The organism is Janibacter indicus (genome assembly GCF_900176385.1).
Classification (GTDB): domain Bacteria; phylum Actinomycetota; class Actinomycetes; order Actinomycetales; family Dermatophilaceae; genus Janibacter; species Janibacter indicus.
The window spans coordinates 1-2,190 of record NZ_FWXN01000026.1; the positions used below are offsets into that span (position 1 = coordinate 1).

Annotated in this window: 2 protein-coding genes and 1 pseudogene; all 3 read right to left on the bottom strand. The window is 66.4% G+C overall.

Features of this window, described 5'->3' with window-relative positions:
• On the bottom strand, positions 1-252 hold a 252-nt coding region (locus B9B60_RS16715; protein ID WP_143445639.1), incomplete at its 3' end, for a transposase.
• A 159-nt stretch (positions 253-411) separates the two neighbouring features.
• Positions 412-1,503, bottom strand: coding sequence for a hypothetical protein (locus tag B9B60_RS16720; RefSeq protein WP_084453223.1), 1,092 nt, complete (start codon positions 1,501-1,503; stop codon positions 412-414).
• A 560-nt stretch (positions 1,504-2,063) separates the two neighbouring features.
• A pseudogene (locus B9B60_RS17055) lies at positions 2,064-2,190 on the bottom strand (IS3-like element IS1206 family transposase); the annotation flags it as partial.

Below are 2,190 nucleotides of genomic sequence, written 5' to 3' on the forward strand. Positions count from 1 at the left end.
GATCCTCGGCGGCGAGGGCGGCGTTGAACCGGGGGCCTTTTGCTTCACGGTGAGGTGCTCGTAGCCGGTGAGCAGCAGTTGCCGGCTGGCCCAGACTTTGTCGGTGGCGGTGCCGCGGCGGACGTGCAGTTGCCGGGTGATCCGTTGACGGACCTGGGTGACCATGAGGTTGGCGAGGGCGACGAGATGCCACTTGTGACTGCGATCCGCGCGTCCGGCAGGGCGGTGCGGATCCCGGATCGACAGGTACAACAGCGCCCGCCCGCACACCCGCCTCGGCAACGCCCCACCCGCCGAGTACGAGGCAGCGCACTGCGCTGAGCCCACCAAGTCATCGCGACCGGCAATGACACCTGCATAGACGTGGCATCAACGCGTAGATGTTTCAGTTTCTTCTGTGCTGGGGCTGTGTCAGGTGCTGGACCGGGTGTAGGCAGCGGCGCGCACCACATCGTCGTCCTCCAGTCCAGCTCCTAGTGCTCCGCCCACGGTGGCCAGGCTGGCGGTGAGCCAGCTGATCTTCGCGTAGTCCAAAGCGTTCACTGGGTGACCGGCGACACCGGCCAGTACCTGCTCGTCAATGAGCAGCAGCGCGCCGACCCAGGACAGGATGAATAAGCCGAGGTAGAACACTACAACCCCGATGGCCACGGTCGCGGTGGTGGCCAAATTGAACAGGATCACCTGCTCACGTTGGGCTCGCCGCCGTGGGCGCTCCCACAAGTCGGCTCCCAGGATCAGGGTGGCACTCACCGCCCCGATCGCCATCACCGCCAGCAGGACCAGGCGCACCGGCCCGTAGGCCATGGCCAGTACCCATAGGTCCGAGGCCACCAATGTCAGCATGCCGGTGGCCGCTGCCACGACCATCGCCCGGGAGAGCCGGGCCACAAAGGCCCAAGGCTGGTTGGCGCGGATCATGCCCAGCAGCAACCGCACGTTGCCGCTCAGCACTCGGGCCGTGAACTGCACGACGTTGTCGTCCGGGCGTTCGTCGAGATCGGTGGACAGCTGGTGGGCTCTTCGAGCAAGATCCCGCTGGGCGTTGAGGTCTTCGGCGTCGTAGCCCAGGAGCTGCCCGACCACGTGCACGGTGGTCTCTTGCACCTTCTGCCGCACGTGCACGGCTCCCAGGGTTGGGACGGAGACCAGCCCTACCCCGTGCACGGGGCTGAGCTGGGTGAGCACCGGACGTCGGCCGGTCTTCAGGGGGATCTCGGTGAGCACCACGGCCAAGTCCCAGTTCTCCTCCAGCACGCGGTTTCGGGCGGCCTCCAGCAGGTCCAAGGTCTCGGTGGGTGGATCGACCAGCCGGTCTTCGGCCATCTTCAGTTGCCAGCGCACTCCCGGATACCGCTGCACCAAAATCTTGCGCACCGAGGTGGTGACCTCGGGGCCGAGCATCGCACTCAGGGATGGTGAGACCACCAGGCCGATGAGCAGCTCGGCATCGGAATGGGGTTCGGCAGGATCGGCGGTGGATCGGCAACGCTCAGCAGTCACCGCTCCATGGTGAGGCAACCACGGGCCGGATTGCCACTGGCTCGATGGAGCCCCCAAGGTTTCGTGCAGCACCGCGGGCCGGATTCGGTGGTCGCCTCGATCCCGGAGAGAGCGGTGCTGCTCACTGCGAAATCCTCTCCCCGCCGACGCCGCCATCGCGAAGACATCACAGCCAGCGGGCCTGGGACCTGCCGGTGTCGAGGACGGCTTCTCGATGCTGCAGTGACGGATCGGTTGAAGTGCTTCGGCGGTGTGGGAGCAGTGATCAGCGTGGGGCCGGTCGATTCCGTTCGGACAGGTGATGCATAGACTGCCCAGCGGCAGGTGCGGTACTGATGCGGGGGTACCCGGTGCAGGGTTGTCAAGGCCCAGCTCCGAAGACGGCAAGCCGGGCACGTGAAAGGCGAATTATGGCCCGCCGCAACCCGAGCGGGAAGGCATGTGTGGCACGAGCCGCCGAAGACGGGCCGGGCGTATACTGCAGAGATGAATGGCTCTCCGCATTTGAGCGGGGCGTGTGCTGATGGGCCCTACCCCCGGTTCTTGGACACAGGGTGTGATTACGCGGCGGTCGGCAGCGTAGCGGCCCGGCGGCCTCGTAGGTGGACGGGGACAGGTAGCCGCACCAAGTGTGACGGCGGCGGGTGTTGTAGCGGACGAGCCACCTGAAGACCTGCCGGCGGCAGG